15 protein-coding genes and 1 pseudogene are annotated in these 15,385 nt (G+C 68.7%); 5 read left to right on the plus strand and 11 right to left on the minus strand.

Annotated features, from left to right (window positions below; all coding sequences use genetic code 11):
- Positions 1-157: 157 nt before the first annotated feature.
- The 4 genes from BMW88_RS44070 to BMW88_RS27855 all read right to left on the minus strand — a co-directional run bounded on the left by BMW88_RS44070 (position 158) and on the right by BMW88_RS27855 (position 3,924).
- The gene (locus BMW88_RS44070; protein ID WP_281249451.1) at positions 158-709 is read right to left on the minus strand and encodes a PP2C family protein-serine/threonine phosphatase; all 552 of its coding nucleotides are present in this window, start codon (positions 707-709) and stop codon (positions 158-160) included.
- 33 nt (positions 710-742) lie between these two features.
- Positions 743-1,192 carry a DUF4383 domain-containing protein gene (locus tag BMW88_RS27845; protein WP_089956169.1) on the minus strand — a complete coding sequence of 150 codons (450 nt, stop codon included), beginning with the start codon at positions 1,190-1,192 and terminating at the stop codon, positions 743-745.
- Positions 1,193-1,390: 198 nt separating this feature from the next.
- On the minus strand, positions 1,391-3,001 hold the full coding sequence (locus BMW88_RS27850) for a serine-rich family protein (RefSeq protein ID WP_089955928.1): 1,611 nt from the start codon (positions 2,999-3,001) through the stop codon (positions 1,391-1,393).
- A gap of 62 nt (positions 3,002-3,063) precedes the next feature.
- Positions 3,064-3,924 (minus strand): hypothetical protein, encoded by an 861-nt coding sequence (locus BMW88_RS27855; protein WP_143116277.1) that lies wholly within the window; start codon positions 3,922-3,924, stop codon positions 3,064-3,066.
- 1,012 nt (positions 3,925-4,936) lie between these two features.
- On the opposite strand from BMW88_RS27855, the gene BMW88_RS27860 reads away from it, so the two are divergent.
- A complete protein-coding gene (locus BMW88_RS27860) occupies positions 4,937-5,911 on the plus strand; it encodes a cysteine hydrolase family protein (protein ID WP_089955932.1) in 975 nt (324 codons plus the stop codon).
- A 506-nt stretch (positions 5,912-6,417) separates the two neighbouring features.
- Here the strand turns inward: BMW88_RS27860 and BMW88_RS27865 are convergent.
- From BMW88_RS27865 to BMW88_RS43540, 6 genes and pseudogenes are all read right to left on the minus strand, one after another.
- Positions 6,418-7,608 carry a tyrosine-type recombinase/integrase gene (locus BMW88_RS27865; protein WP_089955934.1) on the minus strand — a complete coding sequence of 397 codons (1,191 nt, stop codon included), beginning with the start codon at positions 7,606-7,608 and terminating at the stop codon, positions 6,418-6,420.
- Positions 7,609-7,741: 133 nt separating this feature from the next.
- On the minus strand, positions 7,742-8,464 hold the full coding sequence (locus BMW88_RS44355; RefSeq protein ID WP_342715252.1) for a helix-turn-helix domain-containing protein: 723 nt from the start codon (positions 8,462-8,464) through the stop codon (positions 7,742-7,744).
- 61 nt (positions 8,465-8,525) lie between these two features.
- Entirely contained in the window at positions 8,526-9,461 is a 936-nt protein-coding gene (locus BMW88_RS27875) for a hypothetical protein (protein WP_245778100.1), read from the minus strand.
- Positions 9,462-9,541: 80 nt separating this feature from the next.
- Positions 9,542-9,868, minus strand: coding sequence for a hypothetical protein (locus BMW88_RS43530; RefSeq protein WP_245778120.1), 327 nt, complete (start codon positions 9,866-9,868; stop codon positions 9,542-9,544).
- A 56-nt stretch (positions 9,869-9,924) separates the two neighbouring features.
- Entirely contained in the window at positions 9,925-10,284 is a 360-nt protein-coding gene (locus BMW88_RS43535) for a hypothetical protein (RefSeq protein ID WP_245778121.1), read from the minus strand.
- Positions 10,285-10,369: 85 nt separating this feature from the next.
- Positions 10,370-10,924: pseudogene (locus BMW88_RS43540) on the minus strand (DNA cytosine methyltransferase); the annotation flags it as partial.
- A 93-nt stretch (positions 10,925-11,017) separates the two neighbouring features.
- Between BMW88_RS43540 and BMW88_RS41175 the strand changes: the two are divergent.
- The 4 genes from BMW88_RS41175 to BMW88_RS27895 all read left to right on the plus strand — a co-directional run bounded on the left by BMW88_RS41175 (position 11,018) and on the right by BMW88_RS27895 (position 14,329).
- Positions 11,018-11,197 carry a hypothetical protein gene (locus BMW88_RS41175; protein ID WP_143116279.1) on the plus strand — a complete coding sequence of 60 codons (180 nt, stop codon included), beginning with the start codon at positions 11,018-11,020 and terminating at the stop codon, positions 11,195-11,197.
- Positions 11,198-11,266: 69 nt separating this feature from the next.
- Positions 11,267-12,307 carry a tyrosine-type recombinase/integrase gene (locus BMW88_RS27885; RefSeq protein ID WP_245778101.1) on the plus strand — a complete coding sequence of 347 codons (1,041 nt, stop codon included), beginning with the start codon at positions 11,267-11,269 and terminating at the stop codon, positions 12,305-12,307.
- A complete protein-coding gene (locus tag BMW88_RS27890) occupies positions 12,308-12,637 on the plus strand; it encodes a helix-turn-helix domain-containing protein (protein ID WP_089955944.1) in 330 nt (109 codons plus the stop codon).
- A gap of 3 nt (positions 12,638-12,640) precedes the next feature.
- The gene (locus BMW88_RS27895) at positions 12,641-14,329 is read left to right on the plus strand and encodes a site-specific integrase (protein WP_089955946.1); all 1,689 of its coding nucleotides are present in this window, start codon (positions 12,641-12,643) and stop codon (positions 14,327-14,329) included.
- Here the strand turns inward: BMW88_RS27895 and BMW88_RS27900 are convergent.
- Positions 14,245-15,381, minus strand: a complete 1,137-nt coding sequence (locus tag BMW88_RS27900) for a TRM11 family SAM-dependent methyltransferase (protein WP_425434694.1) — start codon at positions 15,379-15,381, stop codon at positions 14,245-14,247. The two genes, BMW88_RS27895 and BMW88_RS27900, sit on opposite strands and share 85 nt — an antisense overlap.
- Positions 15,382-15,385 lie beyond the last annotated feature (4 nt).

Consider the following 15,385-nt stretch of genomic DNA (forward strand, 5'->3'; position numbering starts at 1 on the left):
ATGGTGATGACGCCGCGGCGGTAGGTGATGCAGCCGTTGCGGGCAGGGAGGTGGCGACCTCGTTGACCGAGGCGCGGCGCACGGCCAGCATCTGCGCCAGAAACTCCTCGGGCAGCGGGAACCGGGCGGCGTGCATGCGGTCGGCCGTGGCCAGCAATCAAAAGGCGCAGCGCTGCCGGGTGTGGTGGCTGCGGTTGCAAGCGGCGTTGCGGGCCAGCTGGGGGAACACCGCCTGGATGTAACGCTGCAGCATCGCCTGCAGGGGGCCGCCGATCACTGCGGTCCACTCCCGGAGCACCCGCCGGGCATCCGCAGCGCCTGTCCGGGATCTGCACCGTGCATCGTTCAGGCGGTCCAGGACGGTGGCCGGAGACCGGTGTCGGGTCGCCTCGGCACGCAGGATATAGCGGGCCAGGGCGGCGACTTCGGCGGCCTCGGTGCCGTGCCTGCACACGTCGCCCATGACGCTGCACCACCGCTGCCCAGTGGTCTGGAACAGGTCGTAGAAGTCGCCTACGACGGTGTCGCCGTGCGCGGGCTGGTAGAAGGCCGCGGTTTCCAGGCCGGGTATCGGAGTCAGGAGCGGAGACAGAGGCTGTCCTGCAGGCTGCGTGTCAGTCCCGTGGCGGCGGCCAGCGCGGTGCGGGCGGCGGCCAGCGAGTGGCGCAGGTTGAGTTCGTTGGATACGGCGCGGGCCAGGACGGGCCACCGCGCATCGGCGTGGCCCGTCCGGTGCGGTGGGTCAGACTCGGGTGTGGCCGGGCTGGGCGCGGCGGCCCAGGGCCAGGCCGAGACCGAGCATGGCGATGGCCAGGAACAGGTGCAGCCAGTTGTCGGCGGTGTTGAGCGGCACGAAGTTGGCCGCGCTGTCCATGCCGATGAGCAGGCCGTAGATCCAGAGCACGACGTAGATGACGCCGCCACCGACGAGGTACAGGTACGCCCCGCGCACCGTGCGTGCCAGCACAAGCCCGGCGATGCCGAAGCCCAGGTGGACGATGTTGTGCAGTATGGAGACCTGGAAGAGGCCCAGCAGCTTGGCCTCGGAGTGGTGGCCCGCGAACATGAGCGTGTCGTAGTTGGTGGTCAGGCCGGGAATGAACCCGGCGATGCCGACGAGGGTGAACACCACGCCGAAAAGCAGGGCGACCATCTGCACCGGGGTGCGCGTGGTGTGTTCGGTCCGGGACATGTCGTCCTCCACTGACAGGTTCGGAACTGCTCTATTCGGCCGCGAATACCCGGCGTAGTAATGGACCAATCCCCGTACGGGGAATCGAATCGATACCGGTTTGCCGAAGCCAAGGCGTGAATACAGATCGCGTTTTGCGTCGACGCAGAACGGGCGGGATCGGCTGCCGCCCATCCCGCCCGTCGCCTGTTGGTGCGTTTACACCAGGTGGCCGGTCAGCGCGTCGGCGTGGCCGCCGTCGCCGGCCGGACCGGAGTTGCCCCCGGAGGTCCAGCTGGTGTTGTCGGCGTCACCGGTGGTGCCGGTGGAGCCGGTGTCACCGGAGTCGCCCGAGCCGACGATGGTCGTCGACTCCTGGTGCCGGGACCAGCCGTGGTTCCACGAGTTGTCGCCGTGGTTCCAGCGGTGGTTCCAGCCGCAGTTCTTGCCGTGGCCCCAGCCGCGGTTCCAGTGGTTCCACTTGCCGTGGTCGCCGTCGGTGTAGGTGACGGCGGTGTTGCCGCCGGTCGAGCCGCTGTCGCCCGAGTCGCCGGAGTTGCCAGTCGTGGCCTTGTTCGAGCTGGAGGCGTCGCCGCCGTTGCCCGAGTCGCCGCCGTTACCGCCAACGGCCTTGGCGTCGGTGTCGCTGGAGTTGCCCCGGTGGTGGCGGGAACCCTGCTGACCCTCGGCCCACGCCATCGCGTCGCCACCGTCACCGGCCGTACCGGAGTTGCCCCCGGAGGTCCGGCTGGTGTTGGTCGCGTCACCGGTCCTGCCCGTCGACCCGGTGTCACCCGAGTCACCTGAAGTCACCGTGGTGGTGGACTCGTCGGTGGTGCGGTCGCCTCGACCGTGGTGGTTCCACTGCTTGCCGCCCAGGTCGATCACGAACGCGGTGTTGCCGCCGGTCGAGCCGCTGTCGCCGGAGTCGCCGGAGTTGCCAGTCGTGGCCTTGTTCGAGCTGGAGGCGTCGCCGCCGTTGCCCGAGTCGCCGCCGTTACCGCCAACGGCCTTGGCGTCGGTGTCGCTGGAGTTGCCCCGGTGGTGGCGGGAACCCTGCTGACCCTCGGCCCACGCCATCGCGTCGCCACCGTCACCGGCCGTACCGGAGTTGCCCCCGGAGGTCCGGCTGGTGTTGGTCGCGTCACCGGTCCTGCCCGTCGACCCGGTGTCACCCGAGTCACCCGAGCTCACGTGCGTGGTGCACTCGGCCAGCACACACAGCCCGTAGGCGGAGTTACCGCCCGTGGAGCCGGAGTTGCCCGAGTTGCCGGAGTCGCCCGACCGGGCCTTGTTGGAGCTGGTCGCGTCGCCACCGTTACCCGAGGTGCCGCCGGAACCGGCCCGCGCGGCCGTGGAGGTGTCGCCGGAGCGGTGGTGGCCCCCGGTGCTGACCGTCCGCGCCGTGGCGTCGCCGCCGTCACCGGCCGTACCGGAGTTGCCCCCGGAGGTCCGGCTGGTGTTGGAGGCGTCACCGGTCCTGCCCGTCGACCCGGTGTCACCCGAGTCACCCGAGCTCACGTGCGTGGTGCACTCGGCCAGCACACACAGCCCGTAGGCGGAGTTACCGCCCGTGGAGCCGGAGTTGCCCGAGTTGCCGGAGTCGCCCGACCGGGCCTTGTTGGAGCTGGTCGCGTTGCCACCGTTACCCGAGGTGCCGCCGTTGCCGCCCACCGTGGTGGTGACAGTGTTGGTGACCGATCCGACCAGACCACCCAGGCCCAGCGGACCCTGCTCCGCCGTGTCGGCGCTCGCGACCGACTGTCCCAGCAGGACGAACCCGCCGGAGATCATCGCGGCCAACAAGCCGCGTTGGACGTACTTGCGCATCGAATTCCTTCTTCCCTTGAAGCTTTTGTTTCGTGCAGTGGTCAGCTCACGAAGGGAAGAACTCAGCTCGGGTGATGTCGCCCGAACACGTAACACCACGGCCGCATCAGCCACCGCTGCGCCGGGACCACGCGACCGCTGTCACGCATCCCGAGACCGTGGTGGCCGGGCAGTTCGGCCTGGCTTGGCGAACCGCCGGCGTTACCACCCGAGGATGCCGTGCCCGTCGCGCCGGCCAGAACCGCCGGGTCCTGCCCCGGTCCCACCGGGCCGCGACCGGGCTGGCCGTGCCACCGCGAATCCGCCGTGGCGTCGGACGTCCCGAACGTCGCAGGACTCTCGATCAACGTGGCCCACAGCGGACCGATGACCTCCACCGCGACGGGAACACCCGTCGTGGACGGTTCCACCGGTGACGAAGTTTCCGGTGGGACGATCACGACGGCATCGGGCCGGTCGACGACCGGAGCGGTCTGGACAGGAGCGGTCCGCGACGGGTCGACGCCCAGCGCCTCCGGGTCGAGACCCAGACCCTGCGCCACCGGCGTCACCACCGGCTCGGCCGAGCCCAGCAACGGCCCGGTCACCGGCGCCAACACCTCCAGCACCGGGGACAGGGGCTCGGTCACCGGCGTGAGCAAGGGAACTGTCACCGGCTCCACCGCCTCGACCACCGGCTCCACCACGGGAGCCACCACCTGCGACACACCCGACAACACCGGATCGGTCACCCCGGCGACCGGCGACACCACAGGCTCCAGAAGCCCACCGAGCAATCCCTTGCCCGAATCCGACCCGCCACGAATCTCCGACGAAGGCGACGAACGGTCGTCTTCGTCGGCATGCGCCGAACCCGCCGACGCCAGCGCCACCAATGCGCAACCGAGCAGGAAACCCACCAGCAGCAGCGAACGACGCAGCATCACGGACACGGAGCAGGAAACGCTTGAACAAGCTGTTCTCATGCAATCACCTCCCCTCTGCCAGGTATTCGATACCCCAACCGAGCCGGTTCACACGAAAGTGGAAGTTTCTTGTTCATGCAGCTCAAGAGGCATACCGAAAAGTAAACATAAATTTTTGCTTTATCACCGACAGCTACCATCACAAGACGGCGGAAACGATGCGTAACGATGCGACAAGGTCAATAGGCTGAACGGGTGGTGCTTGCGTCGTCGCGCCCAGTGGTCGATCTTCGCCCGGAAAGCTCGTCGGACAAGGTGGAAGGTGGTCAGGGCGAACGTCTTCCCGACCACGTCGACCAACTGCGAACGCCCGTCACTGAGGCCGACCACTCGGCGACCGACGGGGTCGGTCGCGTCGCGCTTCCTGTGCGAGAACGCCGGAAGGGCCAAGGCTGTTCGTTCAACCCAGCCGACTCCTTGCCGCGAGCAGTGGTCGCGAGCGACCCGGCGGGGCCAGGTCAAAGGCCAGGCTTCCGGCATCGTTGGCTCGCACGGGCGGCACTGGTACTCGCACGACGTGCCAGGAATGGTTTTCTTCCCGCAAGTGATGGCGTGCCTGCTCGATCGCGGAGACCTCACCGCATTCGTCTCACGGCTTCGGCCGTCATCAGCAGCGCCTTGGAGGGCACGCAGGCGGTGTTCACGCAGGTGCGTCAACCGTGCCGCGCTCGATCACCACGGTCCAGGCCGACAAGAGTAGGTCCGCTGCCGCACTCCCTTCACCGAACTGGCGCCGGTGGCCTTCACACAGACCGGTCGAGCGCCCTGACGGCCGGATCCAGAACGCCACGGCCGCGAACGCGGTGACGGTCGTTCTCGCACTGCCCGGCTGCCTCGGTCGCGGAGTGCCGGCGGGGCGAGATCGCCCGCGGGCTGATACTGGGCGGTTACGGCCGTCCAAGCGGGGAAATCCGGAGGACCAGCGGGATCGTGGTTCATATGCCGCGTGCCCCACAGCGGAGGTAAGTCCATGGCGACCACAGGCAATCCAAGCACGTCGTTCGACCCAGCACGCACGGCGGTGCTGGTGATCGATCCCGTTAACGATTTCCTGCACGAGGACGGCGCGGCGTGGGAGATGACGAAGTCGACGGTGAAGAAGAACGATGTCGTTGCGCAGTTGGCGCGGCTGGCCGATGGTGCACGAGCAGCGGGAGTCCCGGTGCTGTTCGGGCCCATGGCCTACACCGCCGAGGACTACGCCGATGAAGGGCTGCAGCGACGTAGCGGTGTCAATCGGCTGATGTTCGAGAACAGGATGTTCCTCGCCGGGTCGTTCGGGGCGGATTTCCACACGGACATCCAGCCCCAGCCCGGCGACATCATCCTGGCCCCCCACAAGGGGACTGATGTCATGCGGACGGATCTGCGCGACCACCTCGAACGACTCGGGACCGAGCACCTCGTCCTTGCCGGGATGACCGCGAACCTCTGCGTCGAGTCGACCGGCCGCCACGCCACCGAGCTGGGCTACGACGTCACGTTCCTCTCCGATGCGATCGGCGCGGAGAGCCTGGCCGCCTATGAGGCTTCGATTCATGTGAACTTCCCGCTCATCGGCAACGCCGTCCTCGAAGTCGCCGAGTTCCTCGCTGCGATAGCTCCGGAGACAACGGGCGCCCTGGGTGTCGAGCCGGGCGACACCGTGTACGGCTCGGACCGGGGGAAGATGGGCACCGTCGAGGAAGTCGTCGCGTCGGCCGACGGTGTGCCCGGATACCTCGTGGTGCAGCGCGGAGCCATCCTCGACCGGCAGCTGTACGTACCACTGGACGCCGTCACCCACCGCACCGGGAATGCGGCCTTCGTCAACATCCCCAAGCTGGTCGTGTCGAAACTCCCGTGGGATGAGCGGCCCACGGCCGAGGCCACCGCGGCCAAGATCGGCTCCCCCGCGAGCAAGGTGGATTCGCTTTACCGCACGCACGCTCCGACCGATGTCTGAATCAGCGCCTTTCAGGATCTTCGATGCTGAACCCGACCTCGATCTGCCAGTCTCCGGCGTAGCGGATCATGTCGAGCTGGTGCCGGGACGCTAGGGGCCCGCCCAGTCCCTGCAGCCAGCTCAGTGCGGATCCCTGGGGTCACTGGTGGTGGACCACACTGTGGACGAAGAGGCGCGGGGCGTGCCAGACGAGACCCCGCTTGGAAACCCGTGCCGGCACCGCGCGTCGCATGAGTGGGCTGAAGTACCGAGTGTCACCCGCATGAGCCAATGGCACCGAGAGGAATCGCCCGCCAGCGGCGCTGATCAGAGGCATCGCCAGCGGGTGTGCGGTTCCGGCGTGGCCGAGTCGGCGACGACTTTGTCTCAGCGGTCCTGTAAACCGGTGATGAGTCGGTGTTCGACCTTGGCGGCGGATGCGTGAGTGACTTGGCGTGTGGTCCGCTTGCGGGCGACACGGGCACGACCGAAATACCCACTGTGGCGGCAAGGGACTGCGCGGCTTGTCACGCGGCGGCGCGCCAGTTGCTGTCGATGTCGACAGGTGCGTTGATGACGGCCTTGTCCCAGCGTTCCTGGAGGCGTTGCAGCAGGCGTGCTTCGACGGCGGCGGCGACGTGGGAGTAGGTCTCCTGGACCTTGTCGGGCATGACGTGGCCGAGGCGGAGTGCCTGGGCGATTTCGGGGATGCCGTCGTCGATCATCCAGGTCTTGTGGCTGTGGCGGGTGCCGTGGAAGGTCAGGCCGGGTTTGACCGGGTGCAGCCGGATCCTGGGGTTGTCGACGTGGAGGTTGCCGTCGGCGGCGGGGCGCTGGGCGCGGCGGGCGAAGTTGCTGCGCCGCAGGAGGCCTCCGTCGGAGCCGATGAAGACGTGCGGGTGGTCGTGTGTGGCGAGGTGCACGCGCAGCAGTCGGACGTTGAACGGGACGAGGCTGATGGTGCGGGCGGAGGCTTCGGTCTTGGGCGGGCCGAGCCACAGCTTGCCGGAGGCGGATTCGTGCAGGGTGCCTGTGTCAGGGTCGATGACGATGAACCCGGTGTCGTCGTCGAACAGGTGCACGTTGTGCCGTTGCAGGCCAGTGAGTTCGCCCCAACGGGCTCCGGTCCATCCAGCGGTGACTTCCAGGATGGCGCCGCTGGGTCCGTAGCAGGCGGCGATCTGGTCGGCGACTCCGAGCAGTTCACCGGGTTCGGCCCAGACTTTCTTCTTCGGGCGGTGGGCGTGGCGTCGGCGGCCCCGGCGAGGTGGCCGGATGGGGTTTGCGGCGATGAGTTTTTCGTCGACCGCGTCGGACAGGATCAGTGACAGCAGCTTGGTGATGCCTTGCACCGTGACGGCGGACAGACGTGTGCGGAGCTCTTTCGCCCATGCTTGGATCTTGAGGTTCTTGAAGTCGGCGAAGGCGGTGTCGCCCCAGCGGGGTTCGATGTGTCTGCGCACGATGCTGCGGTAGTTCTCCTCGGTGCGCAGGTCGACGTCGATCGCTGCCCAGAAGTCGGGGAGGAACTCGCTGAGGGTGGTCTGGCCGGCGATCGGGTCGAGCCAGGTTCCTTTGCGCTGCTCGGATTTCATGTCGGTGATGTGGTCCTGCGCGGCTTGCTCGGTGGGGAATCCGGGGATCGAGCCGATGGTGTCGTCAGCGCGGCGGTAGCGGACGCGCCAGGTGTTGTCGCCGCATTGTTCTGCCCAGGCCATGTCGACCTCCTCCGATGTCGTGTGAGGGTCACGGATGTGACAAGCACATGGACGCTCGATGCTCCGAAAAGGGCAAGCGTTGACACACAAAAACTTCGGACAGCCCTAGGAGGTCGGCGTCGATGTCTTGAGGTCACCGGTGACGTCGAGGCGGTCGCGTCCGGGTGCGGGTGGTGCGTTGTGCGGACGCGACGATCGCTTCCAGATCGGCGTGGGAGAACCTCAGGTGCTTGCCGAGACGTGTGGACGGAATCCGGCGCTGCCCAGCCTGCTTACGCAGCCACGACTCCTTGACTGTAAGGATCACGGCGGCCTGCCCAGGGGTGTACAGCAGTTGTGCCACTGGTGGTTCGGGAAGTTCCTGTTGTGCCGTCACGGGTACCTGCGCGACGCCATCCTCGTGCCCGCGGCCCGTAACCGACTCACCAGCTGGTCGTGGTCGTCGCGAATCATCCGAATGCCCTTCGTTGACTCCGGAGTGCGCAATCATGCGCCGCCCGCAGGGCTCCCGGTCGAGTGCAGGACTGGCCGCCAAATGCTGTCTCGGAGTAGGACTGCGGTCGGATGAGGTCTGGGGCGCAGTGCGGTCATCGGCCTGGTCATGTGCGGTTATGTGCAGAGGCATGGCGGTCTCCGTTGTGTGGAGGTGGGGCTTGGCCGCGGGAAAGGTGTGTGCGCGGACCGTCGTCTGGCCGCAGGCGCTGCGTGGTCGCACCGAGCCGGCGCGTGCGGGCTTCGTATGTTGGCCGCAGCGCGCACGCGATCCATCGGCGTGTGTGGATGTCGGCAGGCAGTCCGACGGGTGGCAGAGCTCGTCGGTGCGCAAGGAACGCAGAAGGCGGGCGTGCCAGGCCATCACGAAGGACAGGCAGTTGGATTCGCCCTGGTGAGTAAGCGAACAGCCGGGGACATATCGGTCACGCAGACTCCACGATGCCGAGTCGCTGCTGCGGATCGCATCGGCATAGCGTCCCAAGCTCGCGGTGCCCGTGATCCACGGCGGTGACCGGCTCCCCTGACCGGCATGACCACGGCGAGCATCCATCGGGGTCGCCGTCCTCCTCCATGCTGTCCACGGCTGCGTCTGCCGACTCGGAGGTGATCAGCCGCAGGTGCTTCTTGCTCCTGGACTTGGGGGGAGCGTCGAGGTCGACTTGGTCCAGTGGAAGGCACGAGCGGTGCAGGAAGTACTGGCCGCGCAGCTCCTGCCCTTGCGTGGTGGCGTGCGGGTAGCCGTGGCGGATGGCGCGGTCGAACTCGATCGCTTCTGCCCAGCCGTCCGGGTCGTTGTCGCGCACCCAGCGCCAGCCCGCGTTGCCGTGGAACGGGCACCCGACACAGGCTGACTTCACGGTCTCCCCGAAGCCTCGTTCGGCGAGGAACTCCATGCACCGGGTCCGGTCGAAGTCGAGATCGATCAGCGGGAAGACGTTGCGCAGGAACCGTAGCCCGGAGTCCTTGGCGCGGGTGAACTCATCGGTGCTGATCCCGATGGCCTGCTCGGCATACACCCCTCGCGGCACCCGTCGCGGATGCGGATATCCCAACAGCTCCCGCGCGGCCTTCTTCAGCGGGGTGATCTTGTACTCCGCAGTGCATTGCCTTCTCGCGAGCCCTCGCGACCCATCGGGGTTGAGGGTGTGCAGGGGCATGGACACGAAGCGGTGCTTCGGGTCGAGGGCGTCGGCGCGGATGTTGCCGGCCGAGACCTGACGCACCGGGATGCCGTGTCGTTCGGCGTGCGCGGTCAGGCGGTCGAGGTTGGCGTACACGGCGCGCGGCTCCCAGCCGGTGTCGGCGAAAAGGGCGACGTCGAAGCGCTGGATCTCGCCCTCGCACGCCAGCAACAGCACGGTCGTGCTCTGCACGCCAGCGCCCAGGGACAGCAGTCGCAAGGCGGGGCCGGTGTCGGTGGCCTTCAGGCTCGTCGTGGTCATGCTGCGGTCACCTCCTGCCCGGCCGGCGGCCGGTGGTCGGTGTCGGTGGTGATGTCGAGAAGTTCGGCGAGGTCGGCCAGCAGGAGAGCCACCGCGTAGGCGGCTTGCTGGGGAACCACGCCGTTGCCCAGCGCGCGGAGCTGCGCAGTGCGGGGCAGGGAGAGGTCGGTGACCCAGCCTTCGGGCAGCCCCATGAGGTGCTCGACGAAGGCGGGCGCGAGGACCGGGCGGCCGTGGTTGCCGGGCTGGGTTGGGTGTGGTGTGGGGCGTCCCAGCACCGCTTCCCAGCGGCGGATCGCCGCCTCGTAGACACCCCAGTTCACCGGTGCCGACTCGCCGCCGGATGCCCGACGCGTCGTGCTGTCGGGGTCGGGAACCGCTACGAGATGTCGTCGGTCTCGCTGTCGTCGGCCCGGTGGTGTGCTGGCGGGGTGAGCAGGCGGATGACCGCCGAGGGCAGCATCAGGTCGCCCTTGGAGCCCCGCTGCGCCGGGCAGCCCTTCGTTCCATCCGTCGCTCGTGGCGTCGGCAGGAACGTCTCGGGGTCCACCAGCGGGAGCACCTGCTGTGACAACGGCGGCCGGAACCCCGCTCCGGCCCTGCGGCCCGCCGTGCCGGTGTCCGAGGCTCGCGGAGTCAGCAACAATCGAAGCCGGTCCAGCAGTGACGGGCCGCCCTGTCTGCTGGTGGCGCTGATGCCATTGGAGGAGCCGTCGTGCGCGGTCGGTGTCGGCAGCATCTGCGCCTCGTCGACTGTGGCCGGGCTCGCGCAGCCAGGCGAGCAGGAACACCCTTTCGCGGCGGTGCGGGGCGCCGACGTCGGCGGCGCGGATGCTATGCCAGAGCGCGTCATACCCCGCTTCGGCCAGGTCGCCGAGTACACGGTGGAGTCCTCCCCCGCGCCAGCGAAGCGCGGCGACGTTCTCCACGACGACGAGCGCGGGTCGTAGTAAGCGAAGGCCCGCCACGATGTCGGCCCACAGCCCACTGCGGACTCCCTTCTCGATGCCCGCGCGCTTCCCGGCGGCGGAGATGTCCTGGCAGGGGAACCCCGCGACGAGCACGTCGACCGGCTCGATGGAGAGCCAGTCGATGTGCCGCAGGTCGCCGAGGTTGGGGACGCCCGATGTCCGGGCGTCGAGGATCTGAGCGATGTGTGGGTCGGGGTCGGCGACCCAGGCGATTCGGCCGCCGCCGAGGGCGGCCAGCACGCCGAGATCGAGGCCGCCGTAACCGGTGCACAACGAGCCCACGACCGGACCGGACTCGGCGACAGGGCGAGTCCGCCGTCCCGGCCCCGGCGTCACCGCCGGAGCCGGGACGAGTGTGAGCGGACGGGCTGCCCGCTCACGGTGAGAGAGCGGTGAACGGCGTGTCATGCCGCCTGGCCTCGCTCACCCGCACCGTCATGCGCGGCGCTCGCGGCTCGCGGCGAGCGGTACTGCCCGAGGTCGACCACGTCTCCCGTTGACGTGCTGGCCGCGCTGCCGTCGGCGGACTTGTGCTGTGAGACATCCCCTGAGTTCATCTGCTCCGCGCTGCAGGTCAGGCAGCACCTGCTGGCCTGGACCTGGGCGGCAGCGCTGCGCTGGCCACCGTGGCGGCATGTTGACGAGATTTCAGGAATCATGAAACTATCCGATCTTGAGTGAAGCAGCTTCGGGTGGTGTGAAGACAGGGGGTGTGGGTTGGGCCTGTCCGTAGTGCGCGATCTTCGTGAGGTGCGATCACCGGCGAGTGCGGAGGAGTTGGCCGACTTCGAGGTCGACGCTATGGCCGGGTTCGTGCTCACGCGGGCATCGACGGGGTTGGCCGACACCACGATCCGCGGCGAGATCAGCAACGTGCAGCAGGTCCGGGACTGGTTCGGACGCCCGCTGTGGGAGATGGAACCCACCGACGCCGACACGTATTTCGGACGTGTGCTGCGGCAAGCGGCCGCGGGGACGCGGCACGCTCGGGCCGCCGCGCTGACGACCTACTTCGAGTACCTCCACGTCCGGCACGCGGTGGAACTGCACGCCATGACCGGCCGCGTGGTGGCGTGCCCGGTCGATGAGATGAACAGGCCGAAAGGCCGGAAAGACGCCCGACTGCGGATCCCGCCGCCGGCCGAGGAAATCGAGCGATTCTTCAGCGGCTGGGCCGCCGAGTTGGCCGCGTGCCGGAAGTTCGCGCCGACCGCCCGCAACTACGCGGCGGCCAGGTTGATGGCGGAGATCGGGCTGCGCGCCGGGGAGGTTCGTCAACTGGACCTGGCCGACGTGCGCTGGGAGTTGGGCAGGTTCGGCAAGATCCACGTCCGCTACGGCAAGGGAGCCCGGGGCTCCGGGCCCCGCGAGCGCATGGTGCCGTTGATCAACGACGCCGGGCGGACCTTGAAGTGGTACATCGAAGACATCTGGGGACTGTTCGACGACAATCACGAGCGGCCCGGCGCACCGCTGTTTCCCTCCGAACGCCGAACCGAGGGCTCCTCCTCGCGCCGCTTGGGCCCTGACACGCTGCGCTGCGCGGTGGCCGCCGCGACCCGAGCGCACCTGCCCGGCTGGGAGGGCCGACTGACCCCGCACGTGCTGCGGCACTTCTGCGCATCCCAGCTCTACCTCAACGGAATGGACCTGATCGCCATCCAGGAGACCCTGGGACACTCGTGGATCGCGACCACCATGCGCTACGTCCACGTGCACCGGGAACACGTCGAGCAGGCGTGGGTCACCGGTCAGCAGCGCGCGGCACAACGGGTGGAAGGACTGGTCTGAGTGCGTTGGAATCTCCGCCTGGCAGCGGCGAACCGCGGCATCTGGAAAGCCTCCGAGCTCCAACGCGCTCTGGCCGAGCACGGCCTGGAGATCTCGCTGGGCAAGATGTCCAACCTGTGGTCGGGCCAGCCGGCCTCGCTCAAGCTCGACGACCTCGACGTCATCTGTGTCGTGCTGGGCTGCGAGATCGGAGAGCTGCTCACTCCCGAACCGGACAAGGTCACCCGGCCTGTCGACACGCGTGAGCGGAACGCGGCCACAGGCTCGGCGCCGCAACCGGTGCGGGTCGTTCCCCGACGCCGTGACGGTCGTTCCCTGCCACCGGCGTGATCGATGGTGGCCAGGGACGGGACCGGGTCGAAGATCGCCCGGTCGGTGACCAGCTGTGCCGAGTGCCTGGCGTGGGGCCTGACGCATGCGCGCGGGGTCTGTCTTGCCTGCTACAACTTCGCGGCGCCTCGGTTCGGCCACCTGCCCGGCGAGTGCGGCGCCTGCCGGCGTGAAGTGCCGTTGAAGAACGGTTACTGCCGCCTGTGCTGGTTCCAGGCGCGCGAAGACCGGATCGTGACCGCGGTCGACGCGCGTTCGGCGGTGCTGATCGCACCGCACCTTCCCGCGGTGCGCAGCCACCAACTGTTCCTGGCCGGGATGACCCGACGTCGCGCCGTTGCCCGCACGAGCCCGCGTCGCCACGGCGCGAAAGGCCGTCCCCTCAAGGCCCCGCCCGCATCGGTGGCCCGACCGGACATGCGGTGGGAACAGCAGGTGCTGTTCGCCGACGAGGTGATCGCCCGCGACTACCGGCACGTCGGGATCGACCTGCGCCGCGCGCCCGCTCCGGACAACCCGTGGCTGGGCTGGGCGCTGCACCTCGCCCACACCGCGGCCGAGGCCCGCGGATGGGCCCCGGTCACCAGACGCGGGATGCAGCGCACCCTGGCCACCCTGCTGGCCGGTCACCACGACAGCGACCGGATCCGCGCCACCGACGTGCGCACGGTCGCGTCCCGGCACAGCGTGAACGTCGACTACGCCATCGCGATCCTCGACGCGATGGACGTGCTCACCGAGGACCGGCCGCAGGTCTTCGACACCTGGCTGGCCGCCAAACTCGACGGGATGGCTCCCGCCATCGGACACGAGGCGGGCCGGTGGGCCCGTGTCCTGCACGACGGCGGCCCGCGCGCCCTGCCCCGCAAGCCCGACACGGTCCGCGCCTACCTGCGGGCCGTGCGCCCCGCCCTGCTGGACTGGTCGACCCGCTACGACCATCTGCGCGAGGTGACCCGCGACGACGTCGTGGCCTGCCTGCGCCGGCTGCGCGGAGAACCCCGCGCGGGTGCCGTCACCGCGCTGCGGTCGCTGTTCGGCTGGGCCAGGCGCAGCGGCGTCGTCTTCCACAATCCCGCGACCAGGATCTCCATCGGCAGACGCGAACACCTGCTCTGGCAGCCGCTGTCCATCCAGGACATCGCCGAAGCAGTCGCCATGGCCACCACACCGCAAGCCCGCGTGTTCATCGCGATGGCCGCCGTGCACGCCGCTCGACCGCATCAGATCCGGGCCATGCAACTGCACGACGTCGACTTCGCGGATCGACATCTCACCATCGGCGGACGGCGACGGCCGCTCGACGACCTGACCCGCACCGTCCTTAACGACTGGCTGACCTACCGCGCGCAACGCTGGCCCGCCACCGCGAACCCACACCTGTTGATCAGCAAGGAAAGCGCACTGCGGCACGGACCGGTCAGTGCCGTGTGGATGCGGGACCTCCGTGGCCTGACCGCCACCCTCGAACGGCTGCGCATCGACCGGCAACTCGAGGAAGCGACGACCACCGGCCCCGATCCGCTGCACCTGGCCATGCTCTTCGGCATCTCCGAGACGACCGCGATCCGCTACGCCAACAACGCCCGCCAGCTTCTCGAGACTCCTCACGAAGCCGCCGCCTCGACTTCACCCGGAACCCGAGCCTCCCTGTGGCACACTGACCGCGACAGGCCCTCGGGTTCCCGCTGAACACCCTCGAGTTCCCTGGAACGCAAGGGAAACAGGGCGGTGCGGAAGACGAGGACGTCCTCGTGGGCGATCAGGTGCAGCGGCAGTCCGGCTTCGCGCTGCTTGCGGATGAAGTCGCGCTGGAAGAACGACCCGCGGGCCACGAGGTCGGTCTCGGCGGCGCGGGCGAGTAGCGCAACGTTGCGCTCGACGGGGATTAGGCCGGCCGCACGTCCGCACGCGAGGATCTGCGAGGGCAGGTCGATCAGCTCGGCGTGCTCGCGCCACGGCCGGATGGTGATGGCGATGTGCCCGCCGGACTTGAGGAAGGTGCGCAGCGCGGCGAGGATTCGGGTGAACCCGGCCAGCAGTCGGTGGTGGCCGATGTTGGCGAGGTTCCCGCGGTCGAGGGTGTTGCCGTAGAGGTGGTGGTACTTCTGCACTCCCGCGCCGGGCGAGACCGACACCTGCCCGTGGGTCGACGGACCGTAGGGCGGGGAGGTCACCACGAGCGCCGCCTGCCCGACGTATTCCGGCGGCAGGAGCGTCACGAGTTGGCGGGCGTCGCCGTGGAACACCCGTGCGTCGATCCCTTTCTCACCGCCGACGCCTTGCATCCGCGCGACGTCGAGATTTGCGTTCGCAACCTCGACCCAGTGGGGTTCGTACTCCACGCCGACCGCGCGGCGGCCGAGGCGGACGGCTTCGACGAGGGTGGTGCCGATGCCGCACATCGGGTCGAGCACCAGCTCGCCCGGCTTGGTGTAGTGGGCGACGGCGTGGCGGACGACCTCGGGCAGCATCTTGGCGGGGTGCGCGGTCGACTCGGGCGTGTACTTGTTCTTGCGCTGGGCGGCCGGCGAGGACTGCGCGGTCGTCCACACTGACACCGCGGACGGCTTCGCGCCGGTCTTCTGTCCACCGCTGTCCACAGAGTTGTCCACAGCAGTGGGTGAGGTGTCGAGCGCGGCGATGAGCGCGCGTGGGATGCGCTGGGTCTGCTCGTCGCTGACCGCTCCGGCGGTGGTCGCGGAGGACTCGGCGGCGGGCTGGTGGATAGCATCGTGCGTCACGGGC

The sequence above is a fragment of the Lentzea xinjiangensis genome, assembly GCF_900110955.1.
Classification (GTDB): domain Bacteria; phylum Actinomycetota; class Actinomycetes; order Mycobacteriales; family Pseudonocardiaceae; genus Lentzea; species Lentzea xinjiangensis.